This window comes from Kocuria coralli (assembly GCF_008831305.1).
In the GTDB taxonomy this organism is placed as follows: Bacteria; Actinomycetota; Actinomycetes; order Actinomycetales; family Micrococcaceae; genus Kocuria; species Kocuria coralli.
Genome location: NZ_ML708615.1, coordinates 1 through 24,554, shown reverse-complemented (window position 1 = coordinate 24,554; position 24,554 = coordinate 1). Strand labels below are relative to the sequence as shown.

Sequence of the window (24,554 nt, the reverse complement as noted above, 5' to 3'; positions counted from 1 at the left end):
CACCTTGGAGAGTATGGAGAACTCACCGGAGATCGCCACCGATGCCGCGTCGCTGCGGCCGGCAGGCGTCTCCGCGGTAGCCCTGAGCCGCCTGGCCTCGGCGACCGGTGGGCAGCTGCTCCACGTCCCGCAGAACGCCGATCCGGACGAGATCGCCATCTCGGGGGTCAGCATCGACTCCCGCTCCGTGCGCTCCGGTGACCTCTACGCCGCGCTTCCGGGTGCCCGGTTCCACGGGGCGGACTTCACGCGCTCGGCGCGCGAGGCCGGCGCCGCGGCCGTGCTCACGGACCCCGCCGGCGCGCAGATCCTGGGCTCCGACCCCGGCCTGCCCGTCGTCGTCACCCCCGACCCCCGCTCCCAGGTCGGCGCAATCGCTCGGGCCGTGTACGACTCCCAGCCCGAGGACGGCAGCGGGCTCTCGCTGTTCGCCGTGACCGGTACCAACGGCAAGACCACCACCACCTACTTCACGAACTCGATCCTGCGCGCCCTGGGGGAGACCACGGGCCTGATCGGCACCATCGAGATCCTCGCCGGCGGGCAGCGGATCCCTTCGCGCCTGACCACCCCGGAGGCGCCCACGGTCCACGCCCTGCTCTCGGTCATGCGCGAGTCGGGCATGACGGCCGCTTCCATGGAGGTCTCCTCCCACGCCATCGCCTTCCACCGGGTGGACGGCATCCGCTACGACGTCGCCGGGTTCACCAACCTCACCCAGGACCACCTGGACCTGCACGGGACCATGGAGGCCTACTTCGGCGTCAAGGCCCAGCTGTTCACGCCGGAGCGGACGCAGCGCGCGGTGATCGCCGTGGCCGATGACGACGACGAGTGGGGGATCAGGATGGCCCGCCACGCCCGAGCCCAGCTCGGGGCGGAGAACGTGGACGTCTTCGCCATGCGCGGGGGCGTGGTGGCCGACCGCGAGGAGGACCCCGACCGGCGCGGTGCGGACTGGACGCTGCGCTCGATGTCCCGCAGGGGAATCGGCCACCGCTTCGAACTCGTGCACCGCGACGGCCGCTCCCTGAGGGTCAGCACCGGACTGCCCGGCGAGTTCAACGTGGCCAACGCCGCCCTGGCCGCTCTGATGATCCTGGCCTCGGGCGTCGAGCTCGAGACCCTGCAGCGGGTCCTCGACGACGACGACCCGCTCACCACGGACGTCCCAGGGCGCATGCAGCTCATCGGGACGGAGCCCACCGCCGTCGTCGACTTCGCGCACAACCCCGATGCCCTGGCACGGGCGCTGGCTGCCGTGGACCCGCCGGACGGGGACGGCCGGGTGATCCTGGTCTTCGGGGCCACCGGCGACCGGGACCGGACCAAACGCCCGCTGATGGGCGAGATCGCCGCACGCGAGGCGGACGTGGTGATCATCAGCGACGACGACCCCCACGGCGAGGACCCGGCGGCGATCCGCGAGGAGGTGGCGGCCGGGGCACGATCGCTGGTCGAAGCCGGCACCGCACGCGCCGTTGAGGTGTATGAGATTTCACCCAGGGCAGTGGCCATCCGGTCCGCGGTGCAGATGGCCGGACCCCAGGACTCCGTGATCGTGGCCGGACGCGGGCATGAGACCGTTCAGGAAATCGCCGGTGTGGACCATCCGCTCGACGATCGCGCCGAACTGCGCGCAGCGCTTGACGAGATGCAGGAAGGACGGTGGGAGCGCAGGTGATACCCCTCAACGCGCACCGCATCGCCGAGATCACGGGAGGAACCGTGCTCGGACTGGACAACGTGGCGGACGCCGAGCTACCCGTGATCGACCATGTCACGACCGACTCCCGCGAAGTGGTGGACGGGACGCTGTTCGTGGCCAAGCCCGGGGAGGTCACCGACGGCCACGTGTTCGTCGGCAAGGCCTTCGACGGCGGAGCCAGGCTCGCGCTCGTCGAACGGCCCGTGGCCGCCGAGGACGCCACCGTCTTCCCCTCCGTCCAGGTGGACGATGTGGTCGAGGCCATGGGCGCCCTGGCGCACTGGGTCGTCGAGTATCTACGGGAACGGCGGGAGCTCCAGGTCGTTGCCGTCACCGGGTCGGTGGGCAAGACCACCACCAAGGACCTGCTGCGTTCGATCTTCGCCTCGGAGGGCCCCACCGTGGCTCCGCGCGGCTCCTACAACGGCGAGGTCGGTTTGCCCCTCACCGTCTTCACGGCCACGGAGGACACCCGGTACCTGGTCGTCGAGATGGGGGCCACTCACATCGGCAATATCGAGTACCTGTGCGGGATCGCCCGCCCCGACGTCGGCGTGGTCCTGTGCGTGGGTTCGGCGCATGCCGGCGAGTTCGGGGGCGTGGAGAACATCGCGATCGCCAAGGGCGAGCTGGTCGAGTCCCTGACCCCTCAGGGGGTGGCCGTGCTCAACGAGGACGACCCCCGCGTCCGCGGCATGCGGACCCGCACCCAGGCCCCCGTGGTGCTCTTCGGCACCGGGGAGGGTCAGGGCCCGGACGCAGCGGATGACGTCAGGGTCCGCGCCTCGGACATCTCCACCGACGACGACGGCCACCCCTCCTTCACGCTGCACTTCCCGGACGGGTCGGAGCATCGTGTGGTCTCCGGGCTGATCGGCGCCCATCACGTGAGCAACATCCTGGCGGCCGCGGCCGCGGCCTTCGTCTCGGGGATCGCGCCCGAGACGATCGTCGGGGCCCTGCGCAATCGCGGCGCCGGCAGCCGCTGGCGCATGGAGCGGACCGAGCGCCCCGACGGGGTGTCCGTGATCAACGACGCCTACAACGCCAACCCGCAGTCCATGCGCGCAGCCCTGCAGACCCTGGCCGAACTGGGGCGCCCCCGTGGCGACAAGCCGTCACGGCGCACCTGGGCCATCCTGGGCGGCATGCTGGAGCTCGGGGACGTCTCCGTGGACGAACACGACGCCATCGGACGGCAGGTGGTGCGGCTGAACATCTCCAAGCTCATCGCCGTGGGCGAGGTGGCCCGGCCCGTGTACAACGCCGCCCATCTGGAGGGCTCGTGGGGCAACGAGGCCACCTGGGTCCCCGACGCCGAGGCCGCCGAGGCCCTGCTGGCGGAGGAGCTGGCCCCCGGGGACATCGTCCTGTTCAAGTCCTCCAACGCCGCAGGGCTCAATCGCCTGGGGGACCGTGTGGCCGCGGCGGACGGTGCCACAGCCCGTGAACCGGCCGCAGCCAACGACGCCCCGAGCGTCACGGGGGAGTGGCTCTCCGCCGGTGATTCCCACCGGCCCGGACACCATGACGCCTCCGACGGCGGAAGCCGGGACGCGGAAACAGGGGTGAACCCCTCATGATCCAGATTCTCGTAGCGGGCTTCCTGGGCCTGGTCCTCTCGCTGTTCGGCACGCCGGCGTTCATCAAGGTGGTGCAGCGGCAGGGCTACGGACAGTTCATCCGGGAGGACGGGCCCTCCAGCCACCAGACCAAACGGGGCACCCCCACCATGGGCGGCGTGGCCATCCTGGGCGCCGCCACCGTGGCCTATCTGATCTCGCACCTGGTGGTCGGCCTCCTGACCGGGCAGTGGACCGGCCCCACGATCTCGGGGCTGCTGGCGCTGTTCCTGATGCTGGGCATGGGCTTCGTCGGCGCGATCGACGATTTCACCAAGATCACCAAGAAGCAGAACCTCGGCCTGACGCCCAAGGGCAAGATCCTGCTGCAGGGCCTGATCGGCTCGGCCTTCGGCGTGCTCGCCCTCCTGTTCCCCAATGGCGAGGGGCAGACCCCGGGGTCCACGGCGATCTCCACGACCCGGGACACCCCGCTGGATCTCGGATTCGGGCAGTTCTCGGGAGGCCTCGTCGAGGCGCTCACCTCCGGGCGGACGGTCGCCCTGGTGATCGTGGGACTGATCCTGTTCGTGATCTGGGTGAACCTGATCGCCACGGCGACGACCAACGCCGTGAACCTCACCGACGGGCTCGACGGCCTGGCCACGGGAACGGCCATCCTGGTGTTCTCCGGCTACCTGCTGATCTCGATGTGGCAGAGCGATAACCTGTGCTCCGATCCGACCACGGGCGCGCTGTGCTACACCGTCCGGGACCCGTCGGATCTGGCCGTGCTGGCCGCAGGCCTGATCGGGGCCCTGATCGGGTTCCTCTGGTGGAACACCTCCCCGGCCAAGATCTTCATGGGCGATACCGGGTCGCTGGGCCTGGGCGGCGCGCTGGCGGCGTTCGCCGTGCTGTCCCGCACGGAACTGCTGCTGGTGACGCTGGCCGGGCTGTTCGTGCTGATCACCGTGTCGGTGATCCTCCAGGTGGGCTGGTTCAAGATCTCGGGGGGCAAGCGCATCTTCAAGATGGCGCCCCTGCAACATCATTTCGAGCTCAAGGGCTGGCAGGAGGTGACCGTGGTGGTCCGTTTCTGGATCATCGCCGGTCTGTTCGTCGCCGTGTCCCTGGCCGTGTTCTACGGTGAATGGCTGATCCACAACGGGGGGAGCTTCCGGTGATTGCCGCACGTAACGCCAATCCGGTCCTGAACGACGCGAGGCTCGAGGGGCTGACCAGCTGGGATGCCGACTGGCAGGGCCTGCGCGTGGTGGTCGTGGGCATCGGGATCTCCGGTTTCGCCGCCGCGGACACCCTGATCGAGCTGGGCGCCCGGGTCGTCGTCGTGGACGGGCAGGACTCCGAGCAGAACCGAGCCAAGGCGGAGACCCTGAGGATCGTCGGCGCCGCCGAGGTGCTGCTGGGCGAGCCGGCGATGGTTGCGCTGCCCGCCGTCGACGGGATGCATCCCGAACTCGTGGTGACCTCCCCCGGGGTGCGCCCCGGGCACCCGCTGCTGGCGGCCGCCGTGGGAGAGGGCGTGCAGATCTGGGGAGACGTGGAACTCGCCTGGCGGATCCGCGAACGCGCGGGGCGCAAGACCGCGGAATGGCTGTGCATCACCGGAACCAACGGCAAGACCACCACGGTCCAGATGACCGAGGCCATGCTCCAGGCCGGGGGCCTGAAGGCGATCGCCGTCGGCAACGTCGGGACCCCGATCCTGGACGCCCTGCGGGACCCGGTCGAATACGACGTGCTGGCCGTGGAGCTGTCCAGCTTCCAGCTGCACTGGCAGTACTCCCTGTCGCCGCTGGCGGCCGTGTGCCTCAACGTGGCCGAGGACCACGTGGACTGGCACGGGGGGTTCGATGAGTACGTGGCCGACAAGTCACGGGTGTACGAGAACTGCAAGCTGGCCGCCGTCTACAACGCGGCCGACGAACGCACCCTGCGGATGGTCGAGGAGGCCGACGTGGTCGAAGGCTGCCGGGCCATCGGGTTCACCGCGGGCCACCCCGAGCCCTCCATGCTCGGCGTCGTCGAGGACCTGCTGGTCGACCGTGCGTTCCTGCAGGATCGCCGGAACCAGGCCTTCGAGCTGGCCGCGGTGACGGATTTGAAGCCGGTGCCCACCGTGCACGGTGTGGCCAACGCCCTGGCCGCAGCGGCCCTGGCCAGGGCCGCCGGCGTGGACCCCGAGGACATCGGGACGGGACTGCGGGCCTTCGAGCCCGGGGCCTACCGGATCCAGCCTGTCGCCAAGACCCACGGCGTGGTCTGGGTCAACGACTCCAAGGCCACGAACCCGCATGCCGCCGATGCCTCCCTCTCGGCCTTCGACTCGGTCGTGTGGATCGCCGGCGGCCTGGCCAAGGGCACGGACACCCACGACCTGGTGGCCCGGCACGCCAAACGCCTCCGAGCCGTGGTGGTGATCGGCACGGACAACGAGAAGCTCCTGGCCGCCCTGACCGAGCTGGCCCCGGAGGTTCCGGTGATCCCCGTGGACGGCATAGATCTCCACGACGGCGACGCCGTGATGGCGCGGGCCGTCGAATCGGCCCAGCGGGTGGCCGTGGACGGTGACACCGTGCTCATGGCCCCGGCGGCGGCGTCGATGGACCAGTTCAGGGACTACGCCCACCGCGGCGACGCCTTCACGAACAGCGTGGCGGCCCTGGTGGAGCGCCTGTCATGAGCCCGCGGGGTGGCTCGAAGTCCAGTACCGTCAGCGCGGTCCGCCGCGCGGACGAGGACTCCGACCGGTACCGCCCTCCGGCGGCCGGGGCGGGCATCCTGCGCCGGATCTGGGACTGGGTGCACGACGGACCCCTCGTGCACTCGTACTACGCCCTGGCTGCCAGCGCGATCCTGCTCTTCGCCTTCGGCTGCATGATGGTGCTCTCCTCCTCGGCGGTGGAGTCGATCTCGGCGGACCGGTCCGCCTTCTACTACTTCACCCGGCAGGCGTTCCTGGGCCTGTTCGGGGTCGTGGCCATGTTCACCTTGTCCCTCGTGCCGTCGCGTGTCTACCGGCGCTTCGCACCGGTCGCCTTCTGGGTGGCCTCCGCCGGGGTGCTGTCCGTGATCCTGTTCGGCTACGAGGTCAACGGCAACCAGAACTGGATCAACCTGGGCGGTTTCACCTTCCAGCCCTCCGAGGCGGCCAAGCTGGCCGTGGCCATCATGCTGGGCTGGTACTTCGGCCGCCGTGAGGGGACGATCCGCGGGATCAAGGGCTTCCTGTGGCCGTCCCTGGCCATCGTGGGCCTCCCGCTCGCCGGCGTGGCGTGGGGCGGAGACGCCGGCACGGCCATCATCTTCGGGCTGATCTACGCCGCGGCCCTGTACTTCGCCGGGGCGCCGCGGTTGCTGTTCGTCGTCGCCGGCCTCGGTGCGGCCGCCCTCGGGGCGCTCGCGGTGGTCATGGCGCCGCACCGCATGGAGCGGGTCACCGGCTGGATCACCGGCGACTGCGACGTCGCCGGGTCCTGCTGGCAGGCGCAGCAGGGCATGGCGGCGCTGGCCACCGGCGGCTGGTGGGGAGTCGGGCTGGGGCAATCGCGCTCCAAGTACAACTACGTCCCCGAAGCCCACAACGACTACATCTTCGCGATCATCGGCGAGGAGCTCGGCCTGATCGGCACCGTGTTCATCCTCGTGCTCTTCGCGGTGATGGCGGTGGCGATGGCGCGAGTCCTGCTGCGCAGCACCTCGACCTTCGAGCGCGTCACCACGGGCGGCATCCTGGCCTGGCTGATCGGCCAGGCGTTCGTGAACATCGGGATGGTCACCGGGGTGCTTCCCGTGATCGGCGTCCCCCTGCCGTTCATTAGTTACGGTGGAACCTCGCTGATCATGTGCCTCGCGGCCGTGGGAGTGGTGATGTCCCTGACACGGGTCACCAGGGACTCCTCCGGCGGACCGCGCAGCCGCGACGACGGCGGACCGAACCCAGGACACGACGACCTTCCCGGCAATGTGCATCCCCTCCGCTCCCGGGAAGAGAGGATCTGATGAACTCCACGGCTTCCCCCGACAGCCCGAGGACCGGCGACCACGGACCGTCCGTCGTGATCGCAGGTGGCGGCACGGCCGGTCACATCTCCCCGATGCTGGCTATCGCCAGCGCGGTCCGCGACGAAGATCCCACGGCGACGGTGACGGCCGTGGGCACCGCGTCGGGGATGGAAACCCGTCTGGTACCCGCCGCAGGGTGGCCGCTGGAGACCATCGATCGGGTGCCGCTGCCGCGCCGGCCCTCGCCGGACCTGCTCAAGCTGCCGTTGCGCCTGCGCAATGCCGTCAGGCAGGCCGGCGACGTGATCGACCGGACCCGGGCCGACGTCGTGGTCGGCGTGGGTGGCTATGTCTGCACGCCCATGTACCTGGCGGCCAGGCGCCGCGGGGTGCCCGTGGTGATCCACGAGGCCAACGCGCGCCCCGGCATCGCCAATCGCCTCGGGGCCCGGTGGGCTGCCGTGGTGGCGACGGCCTTCCCGGACACCCCCCTGGCAGGTGCGCGCACCGTGGGAATGCCCATGCGCCGGGAGATCTCGCACCTGGACCGTACCGCCCGCCGTGACGAGGCGCGCAGGGCACTCGGCCTGGATCCCGGCAGGCCCGCGATCATCGTGACCGGGGGATCCTCGGGTGCGCTGTCGATCAATCGGACCATCGCGCAGGTGGCCGGTGAGGCCGGCGCCGCGGGGGCGCAGCTCCTGCACATCACCGGGGCGGGCAAGCAGGTGCACGGCGACGACGGGTCCCTGCTGAGCGCACCCGGCTACACCCAGGTGGAGTACGTGGACGGCATGGAGAACGTCTACGCGGCCGCGGACCTGCTGGTGGCCAGATCGGGCGCGGCCACCGTGTCGGAAGTGGCCGCCGTGGGGCTCCCTGCAGTCTTCGTGCCCCTGCCGATCGGCAACGGCGAGCAGGCGCTCAACGCCCGCGCGCTCGTGGCCTCCGGCGCCGCCAGGCTGGTAGAGGACAAGGCCTTCACCCCCCAGTGGTTCCGGGACAACATTCTTCCCCTCATCGCCGACGGACCAGCGCTGGCGGCGATGTCCAGAGCCGCAGAAGGTGCCGGGGTCCGCGATGCGGACCGCACCATGGCGCGGCTGATCCTTCAGGAGGCACGAGCGTGAGTGCTCAGACACACAAGGAAACCGGAGCAGCCCGGCAGGACGCCCCCGCCACGGGGACGGTCGTGGGCGTGGAGACCAACCCGCGGGACCTGGGCCGGACCCACCTGATCGGGATCGGCGGTGCCGGGATGTCGGCGGTCGCGCGCCTGCTGCTCGCGCACGGGGTCCCCGTGCTCGGCTCCGACGCTCAGGACTCCCCGGCTCTGACGCAGCTGCGGGATCTGGGAGCCACCGTCACGGTCGGCCAGAGCGCCCAGAACATCCACGACGTCGACACGGTCGTGGTCTCCACGGCGATCCGCGAGACCAACCCCGAGCTGGCGGCAGCCCGTGAGCTCGGACTGCCCGTGGTGCACCGCTCGGACGCCCTGGCCGTGAGCATGCACGGCTCCAAGGTGGTGGCCGTGGCCGGAACCCACGGCAAGACCACCACGAGCTCCATGATCGCCGTGATGCTGGAGGCCGCCGGCCGTCGTCCTTCCTGGGCCATCGGCGCGCACGTGGCCGACCTCGGGGCCAACGCCGCCCTGGGGCACGGGGAGTGGTTCGTGGCCGAGGCCGACGAGTCGGACGGTTCCTTCCTCAAGTACGCGCCCTCCGTGGGCGTGGTGACCAATATCGAACCCGACCACCTGGACCACTACGCCTCGAGCGAGGCCTTCTTCGCGGCCTTCGAGCACTTCGCCCGCACCATACGGCCGGGGGGAACGCTGGTGGCCTGCCAGGACGACCCCGGTTCCCGCCAGCTCGCCCGTACCGTCCGCGAAGCCGGCGGTAAGGTGCTGACCTACGGGACCGATCCCACCGCCGATATCGAGATCCGCGACATCCGCGGCCACGGATTGGAGTCCACCGCGACCCTCGTGGTCGGCGAAGGCGCGGACGCGCGTCGCTACCGGATGAGTCTGTCGGTACCGGGGGATCACAACGTCCTCAACGCCACCGCGGCTTTCGCCGTCGCCTGGGCCACAGGCGTGCCCGCCGAGGACGCCCTGCGCGGGCTGACCCGTTTCCACGGCTCTGCCCGCCGTTTCGACCTGAAGGGCGAGGGCAACGGGGTACGGGTGTTCGACGACTACGCGCACCACCCCACGGAGGTGGCCGCGGCGCTGACCGCCGCACGCAAGGTCGCGGGCTCCCACCGCGTCCTCGCCCTGTTCCAGCCGCACCTGTTCTCCCGGACCAAGGCGTTCTCTACCGAGTTCGCGGGGGCGCTGCGTATCGCCGACCGGGCCTGGGTACTGCCGATCTTCGCCGCCAGGGAAGACCCGGAGCCCGGCGTCACCTCGGCCCTGATCACCGACGTCGCGGGGGAGCACGTGGTCGAGGCCGCCGACGGCCGGGCTGCCGTCGAGGAGATCGCCCGCGCTGCCGAGCCGGGCGACCTGGTCCTGACCATCGGCGCCGGTGACGTGACCGCCTTCGGACCGCAGCTGGTCGAGGCCCTCGCCGCCCTGGAAGACGCTCGGCCGGCCACCGGCGAGGACGACGCGCCGGGACACGACTCCTGATGCCGAGAAGTCAGCGGCCGCATCAACCGCGGCCGGGTGGGCGGCGGCCCGCGGCGGAGGAGGCCCCTGAACCTGCCGGTACCGGTACGCACTCCGAGCACGGCACCGAGCACGTCTCCGACCCCGAGGGCCGCTCCGAACCCGTCAAGGTCAAGGTCAACAACGGGTCGAAGGTCTCCGAGCTGGACGGCGATCGCTACGAGACGGTTCCCACCGGTGGCGGGAAGTTCAGCGCTTGGCGCCGGAAGGTCCAGGTGCAGAGCGGAAAGGGCCCGTCGAACCGCAAGCGCGGCGGCGCCCTGACGCCGGAGGCACGGAAGGCACGGCGGCGGCGGCGTGGCCTGACCGGGGCTGTCGTGGGCCTCGTGCTCGTCGTCGCTCTGGTCTGGGCGATCTTCTTCTCCCCGCTCCTGGCGGTGCGCACGATCGACGTCCAAGGCGCCCAGCTGACGGACGAGCAGGAGGTCCGGGCCCAGCTGAGCCGTTTCGAAGGCGTGCCGATGACGCGGATCTCCGAGGGGCAGGTCATGGACAGCGTGGGCTCGTTGCCGCAGGTACGGTCGGTGCACGTGATGACCATGCCCGACAACCGCCTCGTGGTGCAGCTGGTGGAGAGAGTCCCGGTCGCCGCCGTGCTCGACGGGGACTCCTGGAGCCTCGTCGACCAGGAAGGAACCGTCCTGCGCACCGTGACCGACGAGGAGGACCTAGAGGTACCCGTCGTGGAGGGCGGGCCGGATGTCCTGGGGACCGATGACTTCGCCACCGTGGCGCAAGTGCTCTCGACCCTGCCCGCCGGTCTCCTCGAGCAGGTGGGCTCCGCACGTGCCGAGTCCGACTCTACGGTCGAGCTCGAGCTCGACGGCGGCATCACGGTTCGGTGGGGGGACGGCACCCAGGGCGGGCTCAAGGCCGAGGTCCTGGCGCAGCTGGTGGACGCTGCAGAGCAGACCGGGCCGGTGGGCGTCTACGACGTCTCCTCGCCCGAGCACCCGGTCCTCGACTAATCACCCCCTGACCAGGCGTTTCGGGACCGGTCTCTGCCGGGTGATGCTTGGTGACGGCTGCTCGGGGCACGCGGCGCAACCCTCCAGGTCTCTAAAGTCTGAGTTGAATGTTGAGGCTTAAGATGAAAATTGCCAGTATGCGATGACCAACACGCCCGTGCATGGCCATGTGGGTGAATTGGCGTTGCTACTCTTTGGAGTGGAAGAAATTGATGGGCTCACATCCCCTGGCATCCAAACATTCACTCCCCAGTTGAGAGTTAATGAGGTTGGGTGCGGCCGGTGTGATCTCACCTCAAGCAGACCGTTCGTCCCGGCGGGCGGACCCCCGAAGCGAAACAGGTGATCATGGACACCACGACTCCCCAGAACTATCTGGCCGTCATCAAGGTTGTCGGCATTGGCGGTGGTGGCGTTAACGCCGTGAACCGCATGATTGAAGAAGGTCTGCGAGGCGTTGAGTTCATCGCCATCAATACCGACGCCCAGGCACTGCTGATGTCCGACGCCGACGTCAAGCTCGACGTCGGCCGCGAGCTGACCCGCGGACTCGGCGCGGGCGCCAACCCCGATGTCGGCCGTCAGGCCGCCGAAGACCACCAGGAAGAGATCGAAGAGGTCCTCAAGGGCGCCGACATGGTGTTCGTGACCGCGGGCGAGGGCGGCGGCACCGGCACCGGCGGCGCCCCGGTGATCGCCCGCATCGCCCGGTCCCTCGGGGCGCTCACCATCGGCGTGGTCACCCGGCCGTTCACCTTCGAGGGCCGCCGCCGGTCCAACCAGGCGGAGAACGGCATCGAGACGCTGCGCGACGAGGTCGACACCCTGATCGTGATCCCGAACGACCGTCTGCTGTCGATCTCCGACCGCAACGTGTCGATGCTGGACGCCTTCAAGTCCGCGGACCAGGTGCTGCTGTCCGGTGTCCAGGGCATCACCGACCTGATCACCACCCCGGGTCTGATCAACCTGGACTTCGCCGACGTCAAGTCCGTCATGCAGGGCGCCGGCTCCGCCTTGATGGGCATCGGTTCCGCCCAGGGCGAGGACCGGGCGGTCAAGGCTGCGGAGCTGGCCATCGCCTCGCCTCTGCTGGAAGCCTCGATCGACGGTGCCCACGGCGTGCTGCTCTCCATCCAGGGCGGCTCCGACCTGGGCCTGTTCGAGATCAACGAGGCCGCCCGCCTGGTGCAGGAGGTCGCGCACCCGGAGGCCAACATCATCTTCGGCGCCGTCATCGACGATGCCCTGGGCGACCAGGCCCGGGTGACCGTGATCGCGGCCGGCTTCGACTCCGTGTCTCCGGAGACCAACGCCAACAACACCTCCGCCGCAGCGCAGCAGGCCGCTTCGACCCGCGCCGCCTTCGGCTCGGGCGCCGGGCAGCCGGCCAACATCGCACGCTCCCCGCAGCGCGGCGGCCAGGGATCGGCAGCACGCTCCGGTTCCACCGCGGCGTGGCCGGCGCCGGCCAACGACGACGTCCCGGACGACGCGGGCTTCGACGTCGACCTGCCGGCCGAGCAGGAGCCCGCCAAGGGCTCGCCCAACCGCAAGGATTCCCTGGACTTCCCGGATTTCCTCAAGTGATCCCTCGCCCGTCGGACCTGGCGGGCTGAGCGCCGGTGGCGCCGAGGACACGATGAAGGGCTGGCATCTCGTCATGAGATGCCAGCCCTTCATCGTGTCCGGGACCGCACCGCGGCCTCGATAGGATTGAAGCCATGTATTGGTACCGGGGAACTCTGGGCCCGGCCCGGGTCGGCTTCACGAACCGCGGGCTGGGCAATGTGGCGCTGCATGTTCCCGACGACGAGCGGGCCGTGCTCCGACGTCGTCGTGCGCTGGAACACGATCTCGAGGCCGGAGCCGGGTCGCTGCTGTTCCTGGACCAGGTCCACGGGGCCACGGTGGCCGACGGCGATGCCGCGGATCTGGGCGCGGTACCCACCGCCGATGCGGCGGTGTCCGCGGCGGGCCGGCCCCTGGCCGTCATGGTGGCCGACTGCGTCCCCGTGCTGTTCGCCGGCACGGACCCCGGCGACGCCGGGGTGTGCGTGACGGCGGTAGCGCACGCCGGGCGGGCGGGACTGCTGGCCGGGGTGCTGCAGGCGACCGCCCAGGCCATGCGTGAGCGCGGAGCCGTCGAGATCCGGGCGCTGGTGGGACCCAGCGTCTGCGGGGCCTGCTACGAGGTGCCCGAGGACATGGCCGCCGGGGCCGAGCGCGAGCTGCCGGGGATCCGTGCCATGACCTCCTGGGGGACCCCCAGCCTGGACCTTCCCGCCACCGCGGTGCGGGTGCTCGATGCCCTGGGAGTGCGGACTTCCCGGCCCGCCGACGCCCCGACGACGTCGTGCACGGTGGAGAATCAGGCGCTGTCCTCCCACAGGAGGGATCCCGGCAGCGGCCGGATCGCCGGAGTGATCGCCGGCCCGCTGCCAGCCGTTCCGAATTCGCCGAAGGAGCGCGTATGACGCAGGCATCCCTGCCCGAGGTGCAGGGTGATGACCCCCGGACCGATGAGCTTCGTGCCAACCTGACCGCCGTCCGCCGTCGTATGGCGGAGGCGGAGGAGGGGAGGCAGGTCGGTGCGGGTCCCGCGCAGCTGATCGCGGTCACCAAGTTCTTCCCCGCCCAGGATGTGCGCCGGTTGCTCTCGCTCGGCGTGACGGACGTGGGCGAGAACCGCGACCAGGAGGCCTCCGCCAAGGCCCTGGAGGTACCCCGGGCCAGATGGCACTTCGTCGGCCAGCTGCAGTCGAAGAAGTCGAACTCGGTCGTGAGATATGCGTCACGGGTGCACTCCGTGGACCGGGCGTCGCTGGTCACGGCACTGGGCAAGGCCGTGCGCAACCACCGGAGCGCCGTGGAGGAAGGCCGTGCGCAACCGGGGCCTTCGGCCACGACGGACCTGGAATGCCTGATCCAGATCTCCCTGGACGGCACTTCCGGCCGCGGCGGCGCACTCCCGGAGGACATCGAGCGGATTGCCGATAGGATCGCGGAAGAAGAAGGTCTGCGTCTGCGCGGTGTCATGGCGGTGGCACCGCTGGGCGCGGATCCCGAACCGGCTTTCGAGCGGCTCTACGGCTGTGCCACGGAGCTGCAGGCAGCCCATCCCCACGCCGATCACATCTCGGCGGGGATGAGCGCCGATTTGGAGGCGGCCGTCCGGTGGGGCTCCACCCACGTGCGGGTCGGTTCCGGTATTCTCGGTGCGCGTCCGGTCGGCTAACCGGATGCGCCCTCACGAACCTCAATCAAGGAGTGCTGTCCATGGGCCAGTCGATGCGCCGAGCCATGATCGCTCTGGGCCTGGCAGAGCCCGATGCCGAGACCGAGCAGCGAGAACTCGACGACCGGCACGCGGAACGACGTCAGGCCGAGCGGAGTCCTCGGGACGAGCCGGACCGTCGTCATCCTCAGCAGCAAGCCGCCCAGCGTCCGGCGCCCCAGCCCGGCTCCGCCTCGGCCGGTTCCCCCGCCACCCGGCCCGCCGGCGCGGCGCGCCGGGATCCCGCCGAGCAGGGCGCACGGGCGAAGGGTACGCACGAACCCCGTCGCGATGCCGAGTACCGGGCACCCGTCACGCCCATCAAGCGTGCCCCCTCCACCTCCCGAGAGGATGCTGAAGACATGCGCACCATCACGACCGTGCACCCGCGCTCGTACAACGACGCGAAGGCGGTGGGCGAGTCCTTCCGCGATGGAACTCCCGTGATCATGGACCTCACCGACCTCGGTGAGGCCGAGGCGAAGCGCCTGGTCGACTTCGCCGCCGGCCTGGTCTACGCCCTGCACGGTTCCATCGAGCGGGTGACCACCACGGTGTTCCTGCTGACTCCCTCCTACGTAGAGGTCATCGACACCTCCACCGACGAGACGGAGATTCCCGAGGCGGCTGAGGGCTGAGCAGCGTGGACATCATCCTGGGCCTGCTCTACGTCGTCCTGCACCTGCTGGTGCTGGTGGTACTCACGAGGTTCGTGCTGGAAATGGTCGGCTCCTGGGCGCGCAGCTGGCGTCCTCGCGGGATCGTTCTCGTGATCGCCTCCGTGGTGTACGCGATCACCGACCCGATCATGCGCCCGCTGCGGCGGCTCATCCCGCCCCTGCGCATGGGGGGTATCGCCCTGGACCTGTCCGCGGCCGTCATGATCTTCGTCCTGGCCATCGCCCGCGGGGTCGTCCAGGCGATGTTCTTCTCCTGAGCCCCTGTCTTCCAGGAAACCGTCGCCGCCGGCTCTGGCAGGAAGCCGGATCCGCCGTCCCGAGGTCCCGCGGTCCGCGGCAGGACTCCCGGCGGAATGTTGCAGTCAACATCATCGCGCATGCGGCCGATAACGCCCGACGATGTACTGTTGCCACAGCATGACCATTGCGGTGGGCACACGGACTACCCCCCTCGTAGTCGCCGTCCCTGCTGCCGGGCAGCCTGAATGATTCGCCCGTCCGGCACCACCAGACATGATCCATCTGTCCTGGGCGCAAGCCCTCGCAATGACCCGTATGAGGAGAGATACACCCCATGGCCTTGACTCCTGAAGATGTCATCAACAAGCGGTTCCAGCCGACGAAGTTCCGCGAAGGCTATGACCAGGACGAGGTTGATGACTTCCTCGACGAGATCGTCGTGGAGCTTCGTCGCCTGAACCAGGAGAACGCAGAGCTCAAGCAACAGCTCGAATCGGGCGAGGCGCCCGCTCAGCCCGCCGAGGAGACGTCTTCCGAGGAGCCCGCTGAAGCCGAGCCCACTGAAACCAAGCCCGCTGAGGAGAGCGCTCCCGCGGTGGAGGAGACCCCCGCGGCACCGGCAGCTCCCGAGCCCCAGTCCGCACCGGCCGGGGACAGCGCCCAGAGCGCGGCGGGAGTCCTGGCGATGGCCCAGCGCCTGCACGACGAGTACGTGGCCAACGGGCAGGCCGAGCACGACCGCCTCGTCGCGGACGGCCGCACCGAGGCCGAGCGCATGATCGCGGAGGCGCAGCAGTCCAAGGACGAGGTGCTGGCCAGCCTGGAGCAGGAGCGCGGTGCTCTCGAACAGCAGGTCAGCGGTCTGAGGAGCTTCGAGAAGAACTACCGCGAGCGTCTCAAGGAGTTCATCTCGGGACAGCTGGAGGAGATCGAGACCGCGCCGCCCGTCGTCGATGGGGACAGCGAGTCCTGATCCGCACAGGTTCTCCGACCGGCGGCCTCCCACCGCGTCAGGCTCACCCCTCCGGATGAGTCGTGGCACGATGGGAGGCCGCCGGTGTTTCCCGAACGTCTCCGCATTGTGAGCGGAGATCGTGGGAAGACGTCGCGAGCAGACATCGTGAGCAGAACAGCTTGACCATGATCACCCCGAGAAGACCAAGAGGCAGCCGATGACCCGAGCAGAGCAGGCCGACGGGCATCCACGCCGTGGCAAGGCCGTATTCCTGGTGAGCGCCCTGGCTACGGCGGCCTTGATCTACGGCCTGGACCAGGGGGCCAAGATCTACGTCGAGCGCAATATGCAGCTCGGGGAGACCATTCCGGTGCTGGGGGACTGGGTCCAGTGGCACTACATCCTCAACCCCGGTGCGGCGTTCTCGCTGGGGGAGGACCACACCTGGATCTTCACCGCCATCATGGCGGTGGTCAGCGTGGGCATCGTGATCTTCCTGCCGCGGGTGCGCAGCTGGGCATGGGTGGTGGCGCTCGGGCTGGTCCTGGGAGGGGCCACCGGAAACCTCACGGACCGCCTGACTCGCTGGCCGGGTTTCCCCAGCGGGCATGTGGTGGACTTCATCCACGTCAAGCACTTCGCCGTGTTCAACATCGCCGACTGCGGTGTGGTGATCGGCATCGCCCTGACCGCCCTGTTGCTGCTGACGGGGCGGGAGCCGGACGGCACCCGGACCTCCGGCGCAGCACGCGATACGGAGGCTGCAGCGGAGCGGACTGAGGGGGCCGGCTCCGCCGCACCCGCCTCCGGTGCGCTGCCCTCCGATGCCGGGCGAGACCCCGGTGATGCGAAGCCCGGTGACGGCGCTTCCCGCAACGGCGATTCCTCCGGGGATCCGGCTCCGTCGGAGCCCGCTCGATGAGCGAGCGCATCCTCGAGGCGGTGACGGTCACCGAGGAGCTCGACGGCAAGCGCGCGGACGCGGCGCTGGCCAGGCTCACCGGCCTGTCGCGCACGGTCGTGGGCAGGCTCCTGACCGAGCGCGAGGTCACCGTCGACGGCAAGGCCATCGGCAAGTCCGAGAAGCTCGGGTCCGGAACCGTGGTCTCGGTGCTGATGCCGGAGGAGAACGACCTGGCGGAGATCACCCCGGAGCTGGTGGCGGGGTTCGAGGTGATCCACTGCGACGCGGACATCGTGGTGGTGGACAAGCCCGCCGGGGTGGCGGCGCACCCCTCACCGGGGTGGAAGGGGCCCACCGTGGTCAGCGCGCTGGCCGGTGCCGGTATCCCGGTCAGCACCTCGGGGGCCGCCGAACGGCAGGGCATCGTGCATCGCCTGGATGTCGGGACGTCGGGACTCATGGTCGTCGCCCGCACCGAACGGGCCTACACGGCTCTGAAGCGCGCCTTCAAGCAGCGCACGGTCGAGAAGGTGTATCACACGCTCGTCCAGGGGCTCCCGGACCCGCTCGAGGGCACCATCGACGCTCCCATCGGACGCCACCCCGGCTACGAATGGCGTTTCGCCGTGGTCGACGGCGGCCGGGAGTCCGTCACCCACTACGAGACCCTCGAGGCCTTCGGCCGTGCCACCCTGCTCGAAGTGCACCTGGAGACCGGGCGCACCCACCAGATCCGGGTGCACTTCTCCGCCCTCCGCCACCCGTGCTGCGGCGATCTGACCTACGGCGCGGACCCTGGCCTTGCCGCCGGCCTGGGCCTGACCAGGCAATGGCTGCACGCCCGGCGGCTCGGATTCGAGCATCCGGCCACCGGTGAGCGGGTCAGCTTCGAGAGCCCCTATCCGCAGGACCTCGACTATGCCCTGGAGACCTTGCGCGACGGCGGTCCGTGACTGGCACGCTGCCACAAAACCACTTCGCCGAGTAGTGAGTCGGGCCGCCCATCAGCGCTGATGGGCGGCCCAACTCACCACTCGGTGTGGGCACTCGACGTCGGCGGGGCCGGCGTCGCCTGAGGGACCCTGTCCGAGTGGAGCGGTAGAATCCTCGGGTGAGTAAGGGCAAGGGTTTTACGCATCTGCACGTGCACACCGAGTACTCGATGCTCGACGGTGCAGCCCGGCTGGACGATCTGTTCGAGGCGTGTCACGCCAACGGAATGGACTCCCTGGCCACGACGGACCACGGGTTCGTCTTCGGCGCCTACGACTTCTGGGCCAAGGCGAACAAGGCGGGGATCAAGCCGATCATCGGCGTCGAGGCCTATCTGACACCGGGGACCCACCGCACGGACCGCAGCCGAGTCAAGTTCGCCGAAGGCGGCCGGAACGATGTGTCCGGCGGCGGTGCCTACACGCACATGACCCTGCTGGCCGAGACCACCCAGGGCATGCAGAACCTGTTCCGCGCGTCCTCCTACGCCTCCCTCGAGGGCCAGCTGTACAAGCCGCGCATGGATCGCGAGCTGCTCAACCAGTACGGCAAAGGCCTGATCGCCACCACGGGCTGCCCGTCCGGGGAGGTCCAGACCCGTCTGCGCCTGGGCCAGTACAAGGAGGCCGTCGACGCCGCCGCCGAGTTCCGGGACATCTTCGGCCCCGAGAACTTCTACTGCGAGATCATGGACCACGGCCTGGGGATCGAGAAGAACGTCCACCAGGACCTCATGAAGCTGGCCAAGGACCTCAATCTGCCTCTGGTGGCCACCAACGACCTCCACTACACGCACGCCGAGGACGCGAAGGCCCACGCCGCGCTGCTGTGCGTGCAGTCCGGATCGACCCTGGCCGATCCCAAACGATTCAAGTTCGACGCCGACGAGTTCTACCTCAAGTCGGCGGCCGAGATGCGCGACCTCTTCCGGGACTACCCCGAGGCCTGCGACAACACGCTGGAGATCGCCGAACGGTGCCATGTGGAGTTCGACGAGTCGATCGGCAAGTTCATGCCGGTCTTCCCCGTCCCCGAGGGCGAGGACGAGGCCTCCTGGTTCGCCAAGGAGGTCGACGCCGGACTGGACTACCGCTTCCCGGACGGCGTCCCCCACGAGGCCCGGGAACAGGCCGAGTACGAAAAGGGCATCATCCAGCAGATGGGCTTCCCGGGGTACTTCCTGGTGGTGGCCGACTTCATCAACTGGGCCAAGGACAACGGCATCCGGGTGGGCCCGGGGCGCGGCTCCGGAGCGGGGTCCATGGTGGCCTACGCCATGCGCATCACGGAGCTCAATCCCCTTGAGCACGGGCTGATCTTCGAGCGTTTCCTCAACCCGGAACGCGTCTCCATGCCCGACTTCGACGTCGACTTCGATGACCGCCGTCGTTCCGAGGTCATCCGTTACGTCACCGAGAAGTACGGAGACGAACGGGTGGCGATGATCGTCACCTACGGCACCATCAAGGCCAAGCAGGCCCTCAAGGACTCCTCGCGCGTACTGGGCTACCCCTTCTCGATGGGTGAGAAGCTGACCAAGGCCATGCCGCCGGACATCATGGGCAAGGGCATCTCCCTGGCCGACGTCTACAAGAAGGACGCCAAGCGCTACGACGAGGCGGGGGAGCTGCGCGAGGTCCTGGAGGAGGACCAGGAGGCCATGAAGGTCTTCGAGACGGCCACGGGCCTGGAGGGCCTGAAACGCCAGTGGGGAGTGCACGCGGCAGGCGTGATCATGTCCTCGGATCCGTTGATCGACATCATCCCGCTGATGCGCCGTGAGGCCGACGGCCAGGTGATCACCCAGTTCGACTACCCCACGTGCGAGGGTCTCGGGCTGATCAAGATGGACTTCCTGGGCCTGAGGAATCTCACGATCATCTCCGATGCGCTCGAGAACATCACGCTCAACCGCGACGGCTTCGTCCTGGACCTGGAGACCCTGGAACTGGGGGACAAGGCCTCCTACGAGCTGCTGGCCCGAGGGGACACCCTGGGCGTCTTCCAGCTCGACGGCGGGCCCATGCGTTCCCTGCTGCGGCTGATGCAGCCCGACGAGTTCGAGGACATCTCCGCGGTGCTCGCCCTCTACCGCCCCGGCCCCATGGGCGTGAACTCGCACACCAACTACGCACTGCGCAAGACCGGCCAGCAAGAGGTCACCCCGATCCACCCGGAACTCGAGGAGCCGCTGGCCGAGATCCTGGACACCACCTACGGCCTGATCGTCTACCAGGAGCAGGTCATGGCGGTGGCCCAGAAGGTGGCCAACTACACCCTGGGCCAGGCCGACCTCCTGCGCCGTGCGATGGGCAAGAAGAAGAAGTCCGAGCTGGACAAGCAGCAGGACGTCTTCTTCTCGGGCATGAAGGAGAACGGCTACTCGGAGGACGCGGCCAACACGTTGTGGCATGTGCTCGAGTCCTTCTCCGACTACGCCTTCAACAAGGCGCACACCGCCGCCTACGGGCTGGTGTCCTACTGGACGGCCTACCTCAAGGCGCATTACCCGGCCGAGTACATGGCCGCCCTGCTGACCTCCGTGGGCGATGACAAGGACAAGCTGGCGCTCTATCTGAACGAGTGCCGGCGCATGAACATCACGGTCCTTCCGCCGGACGTCAACGAGTCGGTGGAGAACTTCACTCCTGTCGGGACTGACATCCGCTTCGGGATGTCAGCCGTCCGCAACGTCGGGACCAACGTGGTCCAGGGCATCGCTTCGGCCAGGGAGGAGAAGGGGCGCTTCACCTCCTTCAACGACTTCCTCTCCAAGGTCCCGGTGGTGGTGTGCAACAAGCGCACCATCGAATCGCTGATCAAGTCGGGTGCTTTCGACCAGCTGGGTCATACCCGGCGTTCGCTGGTCATGTGCCACGAGCAGGCCATCGACGACGTGGTCGCGCAGAAGAAGAACGAGGCCAACGGGGAGTTCACCTTCGATCTCTTCGCCATGGGAGGCGACGACGTCGCCGAGGAGTCCCAGGGCTTGGCCGTCGAGGTGCCGGACGTCCCGGAGTGGGAGCGGAAGGACATGCTGTGCTTCGAACGGGAGATGCTGGGGCTCTACGTCTCCGACCACCCCTTGCGTGGGCTGGACGAGGCGCTGGGCCAGTACTCGGATACCACGGTGCAGGCACTGCTGGCCGAGGACGGCGGTAAACCCGACGGCGCGATCGTGACCGTGGCCGGCATGATCACCTCGGTGCAGCGACGTATCGCGAAATCGTCGGGCAACGCCTACGCCCGCATCGAGCTCGAGGACCGGACCGGCTCCGTGGAGATCATGTTCTTCGGCAAGACCTACGCTCCGATCGCGGGGGTTCTCGCTGAGGATCTGATCTGTTCCGTCAAGGCGCGTCTGCAGAAGCGCGACGACGGGTCGACGTCGCTGTCTGCCATGGAACTGACCGTGCCGGAGATCAATCCCGACGGGCACGCCGGCCCGGTCAAGATCGCCCTGGCCGAGCACAAGGCCACGGAGCAGACCGTGAACGCGCTGGCGGAGGTGCTGCGCAACCACCGGGGGGACTCGGAGGTCAGGGTGCATCTCGAGACGCAGCGCTCGATGCAGATCTGGTCCCTGCCACCGCAGTACCGGGTCGACGCGTCGCCCGCACTGTTCGGTGACCTGAAGGTGCTGCTGGGGCCTGCCTGCCTGGAGGTCTCGGGCTGACGGCGCGTCCGGCGACTGGACGCCGGTCGTAGGATGGATGACGTGAATGCGAGTTCCCGAGAATCCACCACCCTTGCCACCGCGGCGCCGACCATGCGTACCATCGACCTGCGCGGGCAGAAGCTGAGCTGGGCGCAGCTGCGTGCTGTGGTGCCCCGCCAGAGTCCGCAGTCGCTGGATCAGGCTGAGCAGACCGTCCGCGGCATCATCGACGATGTCCGCTCAAGAGGTGCGCAAGCACTGCGCGAGTACGCCGGGCGGTTCGATCATGTCGAGCAGGACCGGATCCGCGTGGATTCCTCGCAGATACGCCGCGCCGTCGAGGAGCTGGACCCCGCCGTGCGCCACGGCCTGGAGTCCGCTATCGAACGCTGCCGGGCATTCGCGACCGCGCAACGACCGCCGGATGCCGAGGTCGAGGTGGCTCCCGGTGCCAAGCTGGTGCACCGCTGGACGCCCGTGGCCCGCGTCGGACTCTACGTGCCGGGTGGCCTGGCCGTGTATCCGTCGTCGGTCGTGATGAACGTGGTCCCAGCCCAGGCAGCCGGTGTCGATTCCGTGGTGCTGTGCACCCCGCCTCAGGCCGAGTTCGGGGGATTGCCGCATCCCACCATCCTGGCCGCGGCCGGCCTGCTCGGCGTGGACGAGGTCTGGGCCATCGGCGGGGCCCAGGCCCTGGCCGCGATGGCCTACGGCGTGACGGATGATCGTACAGGGGACGTCCTGGACCCGGTGCAGACCATCACCGGCCCCGGCAACATGTTCGTGGCCACGGCCAAGCGACTCCTTCGCTCGGTCGTGGGGGTCGACGCCGAGGCCGGCACCACGGAGATCGCCGTGATCGCCGATGAGACCACGGATCCTCGTTTCGTCGCCGCCGATCTGATCTCCCAGGCCGAGCACGATCCGGCCGCCGGCTCCGTCCTGATCACCCACGTCCCGGAGGTGGCCGAGGCGGTGGCGGAGGCCATCGGCGAACTCGCGGTCCAGGCACGGCACTCCGAACGGATCAGCACCGCTTTGTCCGGCCCTCAGTCCGGTGTGGTGCTGACCGACGATCTGGAGGCCTCCATCTCAGCGGCAGACGCATATGCGGCCGAGCACCTGGAGATCCACACCGCTGACCCCCGCCAGGTGGCAGCGAGGGTCCGTAATGCCGGCGCGATCTTCGTGGGACCGTACAGCCCGGTTCCGCTGGGCGACTACGCCGCTGGGTCGAACCACGTCCTGCCCACGGGTGGTTCAGCTGTGCACGCGCAGGGTCTGTGCACCACCAGCTTCATGAAGGCGGTGCAGGTGATCGAGTACACCCAGGAGGCGCTCAGCGTGCTGCAGGACGACATCGTGGCGCTGGCCGAGGCGGAGAACCTGCCCAGCCACGGGGTCGCGGTGGAGATCCGAGGGAATCAGACCAGGAACGGGGAAGGGTGATTCATGCACTGCCCGTTCTGCAGGCACCCTGATTCCAAGGTGGTGGATTCCCGGACCACGGACGACGGTGCCGCGATCCGCCGTCGTCGGCAGTGCAGCGCGTGCGGTCGCAGGTTCTCGACCCTGGAGACCACCTCGATCTCGGTGATCAAGAGGTCAGGGGTGACCGAGCCTTTCGAGCGATCCAAGATCGTGGCTGGTGTGCGCAAGGCGTGCCAAGGCCGGCCGGTCACGGAAGACGATCTCGCCAAATTGGCTCAAGAGGTCGAGGAGTCCGTGCGCTCCGCGGGGATCGCGGAGATCGAGGCCCACGAGGTCGGGCTGGCGATCCTTCAGCCCTTGCGCCGTCTCGATGTCGTGGCGTATCTGCGATTCGCGTCGGTGTACCAGGCGTTCGACGACCTGGACGACTTCGAGTCCGCGATCGAGATTCTGCGGCAGGAGCAGGACCAGACGGTCGGTCAGCAGGCACTCGTGGAGAGCGAGAGCCATGCTCCGCGACGATCACGCAGGGTATCTGCTAAGCCTCAAGCTAAGGTCCAGAGTCGTACTCAAAGGAAGAAGCGCCCAACCGACACAGAGTCTTCACCTGAACAAGAACGTCTGCTTTAGGGTTCTCGGGAGAGGCCGCAGGTCAGCGCAGACCTATGAAAAGGACGGGGACACGCCCGGGTTTTTCGATAGATAGGGGAAAAACGTCGTGATCCGGGTTGCTTTCACGGAATTTCTGGTCGTAGACTGAAGCCACGAAGCCCGGCAGGGGTTGCGGAGGGGAAGCCGCAACAGCTGCCGGGCTTTTTGCTGTCTCTATGACGGATGAGGACTCCTCGTGCCCTGGGGAGACCACGTCTCTCAACTTTCAACCTGAGTCCGAACCTTGCTCGGCATTGTCAATCTTTAGTTGAGGCTTCTGGGGGAATCCACCTGCAGGACATACCGCGGAAACCTCGACCACGGTTGAGGTCGCGAGTCCCGTCTGCTCCCGTGGTGCTGTCCCTCGCCTGACTTACGCCGGACGTGTCTCCATATGGGCGCTCATTCAACGGCGCCATAACGGCTCCCGCAGGCGCTCAAGGGGGGGGAGGGCTTAGAAGGGTGGTGGGTCGTCCGGGGTGGTCGCCTGTGGCTGCCCGCCCGCTTGGCCTTGGGGTCCCGGTTCTGCCGCTGCCGGCCCGGTGGTGGCGTGGCCGTCTGGGTATCCGGTGAGCCAGCTGGTGGTGATCGAGGTGGCGGTTCCGGGCACAGTGCGGCGCACAGTCCCGGTGGGGGAGGTCCATTCCAGTACCCCGGCAGGGGCCTGTTGCACCCCGGTGGTATGCCGTCCCGCTGGTTTTACCCCGGTCTCGTTGCCGTTTTCAGCCCTGGGGTCAGCACCGGTGCTGCTCTCGATGTCGGGGCCGGTTGCAGTGGTGATCTCGGTTCCGGTGGTGGGGTTGATGTGTCTGACCTGC

At 68.7% G+C, this 24,554-nt stretch carries 19 protein-coding genes and 1 pseudogene; 19 read left to right on the top strand and 1 reads right to left on the bottom strand.

Going from position 1 to position 24,554, the window contains the following annotated elements:
- Positions 1-13: 13 nt before the first annotated feature.
- From FCK90_RS06255 to nrdR, 19 genes are all read left to right on the top strand, one after another.
- On the top strand, positions 14-1,684 hold the full coding sequence (locus FCK90_RS06255) for a UDP-N-acetylmuramoyl-L-alanyl-D-glutamate--2,6-diaminopimelate ligase (protein WP_158033450.1): 1,671 nt from the start codon (positions 14-16) through the stop codon (positions 1,682-1,684).
- Positions 1,681-3,291 (top strand): UDP-N-acetylmuramoyl-tripeptide--D-alanyl-D-alanine ligase, encoded by a 1,611-nt coding sequence (locus FCK90_RS06250; RefSeq protein ID WP_158033600.1) that lies wholly within the window; start codon positions 1,681-1,683, stop codon positions 3,289-3,291. The genes FCK90_RS06255 and FCK90_RS06250 overlap by 4 nt, the downstream gene beginning before the upstream one ends.
- Positions 3,288-4,457 (top strand): phospho-N-acetylmuramoyl-pentapeptide-transferase, encoded by a 1,170-nt coding sequence (gene mraY, locus FCK90_RS06245; protein WP_158033449.1) that lies wholly within the window; start codon positions 3,288-3,290, stop codon positions 4,455-4,457. Before FCK90_RS06250 ends, mraY begins: the two co-directional genes overlap by 4 nt.
- Positions 4,454-5,977: a UDP-N-acetylmuramoyl-L-alanine--D-glutamate ligase gene (gene murD, locus FCK90_RS06240; RefSeq protein WP_246180038.1), complete on the top strand. Its 1,524-nt coding sequence runs from the start codon at positions 4,454-4,456 to the stop codon at positions 5,975-5,977. Before mraY ends, murD begins: the two co-directional genes overlap by 4 nt.
- Entirely contained in the window at positions 5,974-7,296 is a 1,323-nt protein-coding gene (gene ftsW / locus FCK90_RS06235) for a putative lipid II flippase FtsW (protein WP_158033447.1), read from the top strand. The genes murD and ftsW overlap by 4 nt, the downstream gene beginning before the upstream one ends.
- Positions 7,296-8,429, top strand: a complete 1,134-nt coding sequence (murG, locus tag FCK90_RS06230) for an undecaprenyldiphospho-muramoylpentapeptide beta-N-acetylglucosaminyltransferase (RefSeq protein WP_158033446.1) — start codon at positions 7,296-7,298, stop codon at positions 8,427-8,429. The genes ftsW and murG overlap by 1 nt, the downstream gene beginning before the upstream one ends.
- Before the next feature lie 62 nt (positions 8,430-8,491).
- Complete coding sequence (gene murC / locus FCK90_RS06225) at positions 8,492-9,940, top strand: UDP-N-acetylmuramate--L-alanine ligase (protein ID WP_158033599.1); 1,449 nt, start codon at positions 8,492-8,494, stop codon at positions 9,938-9,940.
- Positions 9,940-10,947, top strand: a complete 1,008-nt coding sequence (locus FCK90_RS06220; RefSeq protein WP_158033445.1) for a cell division protein FtsQ/DivIB — start codon at positions 9,940-9,942, stop codon at positions 10,945-10,947. The genes murC and FCK90_RS06220 overlap by 1 nt, the downstream gene beginning before the upstream one ends.
- 348 nt (positions 10,948-11,295) lie before the next feature.
- Positions 11,296-12,537, top strand: a complete 1,242-nt coding sequence (ftsZ, locus tag FCK90_RS06215) for a cell division protein FtsZ (RefSeq protein WP_158033444.1) — start codon at positions 11,296-11,298, stop codon at positions 12,535-12,537.
- A 134-nt stretch (positions 12,538-12,671) separates the two neighbouring features.
- Complete coding sequence (locus FCK90_RS06210) at positions 12,672-13,424, top strand: purine nucleoside phosphorylase YfiH/LACC1 family protein (protein ID WP_158033443.1); 753 nt, start codon at positions 12,672-12,674, stop codon at positions 13,422-13,424.
- Positions 13,421-14,185, top strand: a complete 765-nt coding sequence (locus tag FCK90_RS06205; RefSeq protein WP_158033442.1) for a YggS family pyridoxal phosphate-dependent enzyme — start codon at positions 13,421-13,423, stop codon at positions 14,183-14,185. Before FCK90_RS06210 ends, FCK90_RS06205 begins: the two co-directional genes overlap by 4 nt.
- Before the next feature lie 41 nt (positions 14,186-14,226).
- Entirely contained in the window at positions 14,227-14,862 is a 636-nt protein-coding gene (locus FCK90_RS06200; RefSeq protein WP_158033441.1) for a cell division protein SepF, read from the top strand.
- 5 nt (positions 14,863-14,867) lie between these two features.
- Positions 14,868-15,161, top strand: coding sequence for a YggT family protein (locus FCK90_RS06195; protein ID WP_158033440.1), 294 nt, complete (start codon positions 14,868-14,870; stop codon positions 15,159-15,161).
- Positions 15,162-15,478: 317 nt separating this feature from the next.
- Entirely contained in the window at positions 15,479-16,117 is a 639-nt protein-coding gene (locus FCK90_RS06190) for a DivIVA domain-containing protein (protein ID WP_158033439.1), read from the top strand.
- A 199-nt stretch (positions 16,118-16,316) separates the two neighbouring features.
- Positions 16,317-17,021: a signal peptidase II gene (gene lspA, locus FCK90_RS06185; protein WP_181954218.1), complete on the top strand. Its 705-nt coding sequence runs from the start codon at positions 16,317-16,319 to the stop codon at positions 17,019-17,021.
- Positions 17,018-17,956, top strand: a complete 939-nt coding sequence (locus tag FCK90_RS06180) for an RluA family pseudouridine synthase (RefSeq protein WP_158033438.1) — start codon at positions 17,018-17,020, stop codon at positions 17,954-17,956. The genes lspA and FCK90_RS06180 overlap by 4 nt, the downstream gene beginning before the upstream one ends.
- Before the next feature lie 209 nt (positions 17,957-18,165).
- Positions 18,166-21,672, top strand: a complete 3,507-nt coding sequence (gene dnaE / locus FCK90_RS06175) for a DNA polymerase III subunit alpha (RefSeq protein ID WP_246180052.1) — start codon at positions 18,166-18,168, stop codon at positions 21,670-21,672.
- 93 nt (positions 21,673-21,765) lie between these two features.
- Positions 21,766-23,103, top strand: coding sequence for a histidinol dehydrogenase (gene hisD, locus FCK90_RS06170; protein ID WP_246180050.1), 1,338 nt, complete (start codon positions 21,766-21,768; stop codon positions 23,101-23,103).
- Positions 23,104-23,106: 3 nt separating this feature from the next.
- Positions 23,107-23,715 (top strand): transcriptional regulator NrdR, encoded by a 609-nt coding sequence (gene nrdR / locus FCK90_RS06165; RefSeq protein WP_158033435.1) that lies wholly within the window; start codon positions 23,107-23,109, stop codon positions 23,713-23,715.
- A gap of 475 nt (positions 23,716-24,190) precedes the next feature.
- On the opposite strand, the pseudogene FCK90_RS15525 reads toward nrdR, so the two are convergent.
- Positions 24,191-24,554: pseudogene (locus tag FCK90_RS15525) on the bottom strand (hypothetical protein); the annotation flags it as partial.

Excerpts from the sequence above, each read along its gene's own strand:
- FCK90_RS06255 (WP_158033450.1), top strand. The coding sequence starts at position 14 with ATGGAGAACTCACCGGAGATCGCCACCGATGCCGCGTCGCTGCGGCCG.
- mraY (WP_158033449.1), top strand. The coding sequence starts at position 3,288 with ATGATCCAGATTCTCGTAGCGGGCTTCCTGGGCCTGGTCCTCTCGCTG.
- ftsW (WP_158033447.1), top strand. The coding sequence starts at position 5,974 with ATGAGCCCGCGGGGTGGCTCGAAGTCCAGTACCGTCAGCGCGGTCCGC.
- murG (WP_158033446.1), top strand. The coding sequence starts at position 7,296 with ATGAACTCCACGGCTTCCCCCGACAGCCCGAGGACCGGCGACCACGGA.
- FCK90_RS06220 (WP_158033445.1), top strand. The coding sequence starts at position 9,940 with ATGCCGAGAAGTCAGCGGCCGCATCAACCGCGGCCGGGTGGGCGGCGG.
- ftsZ (WP_158033444.1), top strand. The coding sequence starts at position 11,296 with ATGGACACCACGACTCCCCAGAACTATCTGGCCGTCATCAAGGTTGTC.
- FCK90_RS06210 (WP_158033443.1), top strand. The coding sequence starts at position 12,672 with ATGTATTGGTACCGGGGAACTCTGGGCCCGGCCCGGGTCGGCTTCACG.
- FCK90_RS06205 (WP_158033442.1), top strand. The coding sequence starts at position 13,421 with ATGACGCAGGCATCCCTGCCCGAGGTGCAGGGTGATGACCCCCGGACC.
- FCK90_RS06200 (WP_158033441.1), top strand. The coding sequence starts at position 14,227 with ATGGGCCAGTCGATGCGCCGAGCCATGATCGCTCTGGGCCTGGCAGAG.
- FCK90_RS06190 (WP_158033439.1), top strand. The coding sequence starts at position 15,479 with ATGGCCTTGACTCCTGAAGATGTCATCAACAAGCGGTTCCAGCCGACG.
- lspA (WP_181954218.1), top strand. The coding sequence starts at position 16,317 with ATGACCCGAGCAGAGCAGGCCGACGGGCATCCACGCCGTGGCAAGGCC.
- FCK90_RS06180 (WP_158033438.1), top strand. The coding sequence starts at position 17,018 with ATGAGCGAGCGCATCCTCGAGGCGGTGACGGTCACCGAGGAGCTCGAC.
- dnaE (WP_246180052.1), top strand. The coding sequence starts at position 18,166 with ATGCTCGACGGTGCAGCCCGGCTGGACGATCTGTTCGAGGCGTGTCAC.
- hisD (WP_246180050.1), top strand. The coding sequence starts at position 21,766 with ATGCGTACCATCGACCTGCGCGGGCAGAAGCTGAGCTGGGCGCAGCTG.
- nrdR (WP_158033435.1), top strand. The coding sequence starts at position 23,107 with ATGCACTGCCCGTTCTGCAGGCACCCTGATTCCAAGGTGGTGGATTCC.